The 6,343-nt window shown below is 60.7% G+C and carries 5 protein-coding genes; 4 read left to right on the top strand and 1 reads right to left on the bottom strand.

Annotated elements, in window-relative coordinates; all coding sequences use genetic code 11:
* The first annotated feature begins 201 nt into the window (after positions 1-201).
* Complete coding sequence (locus AB4Z38_RS23110) at positions 202-1,662, top strand: MFS transporter (protein ID WP_441431867.1); 1,461 nt, start codon at positions 202-204, stop codon at positions 1,660-1,662.
* 1,363 nt (positions 1,663-3,025) lie between these two features.
* On the top strand, positions 3,026-3,418 hold the full coding sequence (locus tag AB4Z38_RS23105) for a hypothetical protein (protein WP_441431866.1): 393 nt from the start codon (positions 3,026-3,028) through the stop codon (positions 3,416-3,418).
* On the opposite strand, the gene AB4Z38_RS23100 is transcribed toward AB4Z38_RS23105, so the two are convergent.
* Positions 3,399-4,007: a TetR/AcrR family transcriptional regulator gene (locus AB4Z38_RS23100; RefSeq protein ID WP_441431865.1), complete on the bottom strand. Its 609-nt coding sequence runs from the start codon at positions 4,005-4,007 to the stop codon at positions 3,399-3,401. The genes AB4Z38_RS23105 and AB4Z38_RS23100 overlap by 20 nt on opposite strands.
* Positions 4,008-4,115: 108 nt before the next feature.
* Between AB4Z38_RS23100 and AB4Z38_RS23095 the strand changes: the two genes are divergently transcribed.
* Complete coding sequence (locus AB4Z38_RS23095; RefSeq protein WP_441431864.1) at positions 4,116-5,399, top strand: extracellular solute-binding protein; 1,284 nt, start codon at positions 4,116-4,118, stop codon at positions 5,397-5,399.
* A gap of 5 nt (positions 5,400-5,404) precedes the next feature.
* Entirely contained in the window at positions 5,405-6,343 is a 939-nt protein-coding gene (locus AB4Z38_RS23090; protein ID WP_441431863.1) for a carbohydrate ABC transporter permease, read from the top strand.

Here is a 6,343-nt window from a genome sequence, read left to right as displayed (position 1 = left end):
GTTCCGCTACAACCGGCGCGGCACGCCCATGGCGGCCTTCCAGTCCCTGCTCGGCCTCGGCACTACGCAAGCACCGACCACCTACCGCCAAATCACTGCCCACGATTCGGGACCGGACCCCGCCACCTGAGCTAACCGGATACCCACTACCCGCCATACTCGGTTCGAAGAGCACATCATTGACGGATGGAATGAGATTAAGTGACGACAGCGACTGCCGACGGTGTCGGGTTTCGGTCCCGGCGGGGCCCCATCCTTATTGCCTTAATGGTCTCGTCGGGCTTGGTGGCGATTGATTCGACGATTGTGGCGACGGCTGTACCCTCGATCGTGCAAGACGTTGGCGGCTTCACATCCTTTCCATGGCTTTTCTCGGCCTATCTGTTGGCGCAGGCTGTCTCCGTGCCCGCCTACGCGAAACTCTCGGACGTCGTTGGCCGTAAGCCGATCATCCTTAGCGGTATCGCTCTTTTTCTGCTCAGTTCGATCCTTTGCGGCGTGGCGTGGAGCATGGCGGCCCTCATTGCGTTCCGCGTGCTCCAAGGCCTGGGCGCGGGAGCAGTCCTGCCGATGGCTATGACCATCGTCGGCGATATCTACACGGTGACGGAACGGGCTAAGGTGCAAGGCTACCTTGCCAGTGTGTGGGCACTTTCCTCGGTCATTGGCCCAACACTAGGTGGCTTGTTCGCTTCACTCAGCATCTGGCGTGCGATATTCCTCGTGAACATCCCGCTTTGCCTCTTGGCTGGGTGGCTGCTGATCCGAACGTTCCACGAAAGTATCGAGCGCGCCAAGCACCAGGTGGATTATTTGGGGGCGGGACTGCTAACAGTTTCCCTCAGCCTGCTTATCCTTGGGGCTCTCGAGGGCGGCCTGGCATGGGCTTGGAACTCCGCCACCAGCATGTCCGTGTTTGGAGTAGGCACACTCCTGTTCGCGGTTTTCGTTCTCGTTGAGAGGAGGGCCGCAGAGCCCGTACTGCCGCTGTGGGTCGTGTCCCGGCGCCTGCTGCTGACGACGTCGATCATCTCTTTCGGCATTGGGGCAACCATGTTCGGCCTTACCTCCTACGTGCCCACGTTCCTCATGGGATCTCTCACGACCTCGCCCGTTCTGTCCGGGCTCGCCCTGGCGGCATTGACTGTCGGCTGGCCGATCAGTGCGTCCCAGGCGGGCCGGTTCTATCTCCGGATTGGGTACCGCAGGACAGCACTGATCGGTGTCACGGTCGCGGTCATCGGTGCATCGGTTCTTACGCTTACTGCCTCTTCCCCCAACATTTTGGTTGTGGCGGCGTGTTGCTTCGTCGTCGGACTAGGGCTGGGGCTGGTAGCAACCCCGAGCCTCATCGCGGCGCAGTCAAGTGTCGAGTGGAACGAGCGCGGCGTAGTCACCGGAACCAATCTCTTTGCCCGTTCGATTGGCAGCTCCATCGGCGTCGCCGTTTTCGGGGCAGTAGCCAACGCGATCTACGCCAGCGTCCCAGGCGGCAATTCCGATCCGCAGACAATCGTGTCGGCGTCCTCCGCCGTGTTTCTGGCCGTACTGGTCAGTGCCATACTCACGGTTGTCGCCGTTATCGCGATGCCCGGAGTAGACGGCGAGAGCACCACCCCCGAGGTGGCGGCCGAGATCAATGCGGCATCCTCACATGGTTAGGACCCTTGGCTATCCGGATCTGCGAACATGTCGAATCGAATCGTGGCCGATGTTCCGCCAGGCTACTCAAGGTGAACCAACCGTGTGTTGTACCGGGTGCAGCGCCTCGATCGAGGCGGGCCAGGAAATTGCGATCTCCTCGTCTGGGCGGGCAACGCGTTATCACCACATTGAGCCATGCCCTGATGCGGCTCCAATGAATGCGGTATCTGAGGCGACAACTGGTGGGAGTGCGACTGTCCCAGCCAGATTCTCTGCGAGGCTGGCCAGCGATCGCCCGAATCCACGGCAGACCGTGTATCGGCGTGTTTCACCCGGGGGACGATGCTCCCAAATCCGTCAAAAGAGGGTGTGCACAATGTGCACACCCTTGCCGTCGGACTGGGCCGTACCGGTGCCGGACTGGGCCGTACTCGGCATGTTTTCTGGAGTTCCCTGTGTTTCAAGGGTCGGAAGCCGGTTCGAGTCCCACCTCGGGCACAGTGTTTCCGCAGGTCAGGGGGCCTTTGGCCCTCTGACTGTGCACAAATCAGCTTTTTATGGGCCCCTTCGGGGGGCGTTTTGTGGTCCTCTGCCTCGCTTCCTGGTCTGGGGAGTGGTTTGCGGTCTTGCTTCTTCATGGTGGGTGGGGTCCGTTCTACATGACTTCTGTCTGAATTGGGTTTCTGCCCGGACGCGGCTGGGGGCAACTCGGCGTGTCGGTATGTTTCGGCGTCGTTCTGTTAGCGGAGCCTTCGCTGGGTTGAGGGGCCGGAGTGCAACTTGGGGTACCGGGAACAATCCAAAGTTGGCGAGGAGACAAGTGACGTGGGAACGCCGGGCGAACTTTTGGATTGCGAGCGGCGCGTAGCGCCCTGGTTGCTCGCAGGGCCCGCCCGGCGATGATTGAAGATCAGAACGACAGGAACCGAGAAGAAGCCTTTCGGTGTTCGAGGAACCGCGGAAGCTGCACCTCTGTTGACGTCGGAGGTCTGCTCGTGGCGTTGCCTATACGGCCGATGATGGTCAGTCCACCTTCATTCTGGTAGAGCCCCTCCCTGAAGTCCCTAGGACGTCACGGGGTGCTCCAACGGTTCGAATGCATCATCCTGTGCCGGAAGGTTTGGGCACGGTAGGTAGCCGCTGTCGTTCCGTTGGGTCGTGCGGAGAGCCCAGTCGAAATCACGCGGATGAAGGACCTGGTTGTCCGGTTGGAAAGGGATCCGGAAGGTTTCCGCCTCTACGAAAACCTTGGGCTGCGGTGAAAACTACGGGCACCACCCACCTCACCGCCGTCACTGGGACGACCGCATGAGCTCCGTGCCACCAAAGTTGTTATAGGAGGTGGGTACCATAATCCCCGGAATCACGCGGGTTCTGGCCCATGTGCGGACGTCTTTGTGGCACGACAACGACCCATCTCATTAGTAACGTTGGTGGCTCATTTATCGCCGTGGCAGGTGTGAGGGAATGCGAAGCGGGGGAGCGGCGCAGCGCCCAGGTGCGGCGGGCCGTAGCGGCGAACCCGAACACGCCAGCAGCCGCCCTGGCCTCGCTCGCCGAAGACAACGACGACGAGGTGCGCCAAGCGATCGCTTTCAACAGCGCGACCCCGCCCGAGGTCCTCATCGAGCTCGCGGGCAGCCGCATGGACCTCGGAGGGGCGATCGCAGATGAGAAAGGCCGACGCCCAACGCGCACAGCATGTCCTCCGTGCTCCCGTAGGCTGCGCCGAGCCCCGAGGCGGCGTAGTGCACCTACTGCAGCAGGCGGTTGAGGGCGGCGTCCATTTTCCCGTGCATGTCCTGCGTGGGGTCGAGCAACCATTGCAACTGCAGTCCGTCCCACATAGCCACTACCAAGCGCCCAGCCAGTTCCGGGTCGACGTCTGCCGAAACGCGGCCACGTTCAATGTCGTGCTCAACGAGTTTGGCGAGAGCAGAGGCGAGATTGGCATAACGGTCCACGAACCACTGGTGAGCTGGGTGTGCTGGATCCGACGCCTCAGAAGACACAATCGCCAGAAGCCGCAGCAGTTCCTGGCGCTCCAGATTGAAATCGACCAGCGCGAGGATTGCAACCTTCACCCCTTCGGTGCGTGCAAGGTCCAGTGTCCATCCTCCTGTTTGATCGGCGTTGTCCAGAACAGCCTCAAGAAGGTCGCTCTTTGCCGGGAAGTGATGAACGACACTGGTCAAACTCAACCCGATCTGTCGGGCGATGTCACGCAGGGATCCCCCGTGGTAGCCGCGGGAGGCGAACACGTTCGTCGCCGCTTCGACGATTTCCTGCCGTCGTTGCGCTGTTTTGGCGTATTGGCCCCGACGTATCGGCGGCTGGGCAGAGGGGGGCATCGTGGTGGTCACTCATTCATGATAGCCAATTTTGATGAAAATGTTGCAGTCGTTCGGTTTTGGATGTTACTTTCGTTGGACGGCACACTTCGCCGTACTCAATGAGGAGAAAATCTGCTGATGAAACGTAAAAAACTTCTTGCTACCGTAGCGGGTGGCGTGTTGACAGCTCTTGTCTTTACTGGATGCGGACGAACTGAGACTGCGGTCAAGGACGTCCAGCCCGGCGCCGCGGTGGACGCCGGCCCGGCGACGGGTACCGTCAAGGTCTGGGCGATGGGAACAGAGGGCGAAAAGCTGCCTGAACTCATCAAGGGCTTCAAGGAAGCGAACCCCGACGCAACCGTTGAGGTCACTGCAGTGCCCTGGCAGGACTATGCCAAGAAAATCGAAACTGCGGTCGCATCAGGGTCAACGCCCGACGCGACGATGGTTGGTTCCTCCGACCTGGCTTCGTTCGTCGCAGGCGGCGGCCTGGAGGCGGTGCCTGAGGGCCTTGTTGATAAGAAATCGTTCTTCCCGGGCGCACAAGGCAGCTCCGAAATCGCCGGTGCCACGTTTGCGGTGCCGTGGTACGTCGAAACGCGGGCCCTGTTCTATCGGAAGGACCTTGCCGACGCGGCGAGGCTCACGGCCCCCGAATCGTGGGACAAGTTCGACGGTTTCGCCAAGGGCCTCCAGGGCCAGGGGGCCAAGTGGGGCTTCTCGGCTGCGACCGGTGCCGCGTATACGTGGCAGACGATACTCCCGTATATGTGGCAGGCGGGGGCTCAGCTCACGGACGAGAAGCGTACGCAGCTAACCTTTGATTCCCCGCAGGCGCTGGAAGGACTCAAGCGATACCAGTCGTTGTTCACGAACGGAATCGCAAGTCAGAACGGGCCGGTCAGCCTCGGAGAGATCGAACCGAAATTCGTTTCGGGTGAAGTCGGTTCGTTCATCTCCGGACCGTGGGAGATCGGTCTGCTGAAGCAGGCAGGAGGTGAGGAGTTCCTCAACAAGGTCGGCATTGCGCCCGTCCCTGCTGGCCCGGCGGGCAACACGTCGTATATAGGCGGTAGCCATCTCGCGGTATTCAAAAACGCCAAGAACCGCGACGGTGCGTGGAAGCTTGTCCGATGGCTGTCAAAGGCCGACACGCAAGAGCAGTGGTTCAAGATTTCCGGCGATCTGCCTGCGGTGCAGTCGGCCTGGAATTCCAAGGCTCTCTCCTCGGACGCCTACCTCAAGGTGTTCGGTAAGCAGCTCGAGAACGCGCAGAATGCGCCCGCAGTTACGACTTGGACCCAGATTGGTGCGCTCATAGACGCCGAAGCGGAGAAGGTCGCGAAGGGTGCCAGCACTCCCGAGGAGGCGCAGGCAGCGATCCAGTCCGGTGCTAAGAAAATCGGGACAGGCAGGTAACACCCGTGGCAACTCTAATAGCGACTTCCGAGATGGCTGGCACCAGTCAGCCACCCCGGAAGGGGAACCGTGCCCGGCGTGGGCGCACGATGGCCGCCTGGTTGTTTTGCAGTCCATTCCTCATCTTCTTTTTCGCGTTCGGTCTGTGGCCGGTGCTTTCCTCGTTGCTGATGAGCTTCACGGATATCAGGAGCCGCGACCTGCGGACCCCGTTCGGTGTGAGCTTTGTGGGACTGGAGAACTACCTGACGTTGTTCGCTGACGGCATGTTCATTCGCGCGGTGCTGAACACCCTGTACTTCGTCGCGGTCGGCATACCTGTCACGATGCTCGTTTCCCTTGTCGCGGCCGTTGCCCTCAATTCGGGTATCACCCGCCTGAAGGCTGTGTTCCGCGTGGGTTATTTCGCGCCGGTTGTGACGAGCATTATTGCCATCGCTGTCGTGTGGCGATACATGTACCAGGAGGACGGGCTGTTCAATGCCGCCCTCGGAGCAATCGGAATCGCCGGTCCTGATTGGCTCAACGATCCGGCGTGGTCGATGCCGGCTCTCATCATCATGGCCGTGTGGCGCAACTTCGGAATCCCCATGGTGATCTTTCTTGCCGGACTCCAGGCAATTCCGACCGAGCTCCATGAAGCAGCGAGTGTCGACGGCGCCACCAAGTGGCGTTCCTTCCGCAGCATCACGCTGCCGTTGTTGAAACCGACGACTCTTGTCGTTGCGGTCCTGCTGAGCATCGCCTATCTGCAGTTTTTCGAGGAGCCGTTCGTCATGACCGGCGGCGGCCCCCTCGACAGCACGATCTCGATCGGCTACTACGCGTATAAGCAGTTCGGCTTTGGACTGTACGGGCTTGCGTCAGCAGCATCATACGTTCTTGTACTCGGCATCGCGCTGCTCAGCTTCCTCCAGTTCCGATTGTTCCGCACCAGGAGTTGA

The organism is Arthrobacter sp. 2RAF6, assembly GCF_052115205.1.
Lineage (GTDB): Bacteria > Actinomycetota > Actinomycetes > Actinomycetales > Micrococcaceae > Arthrobacter.
This window is presented reverse-complemented; position numbering and strand designations above follow the sequence as displayed.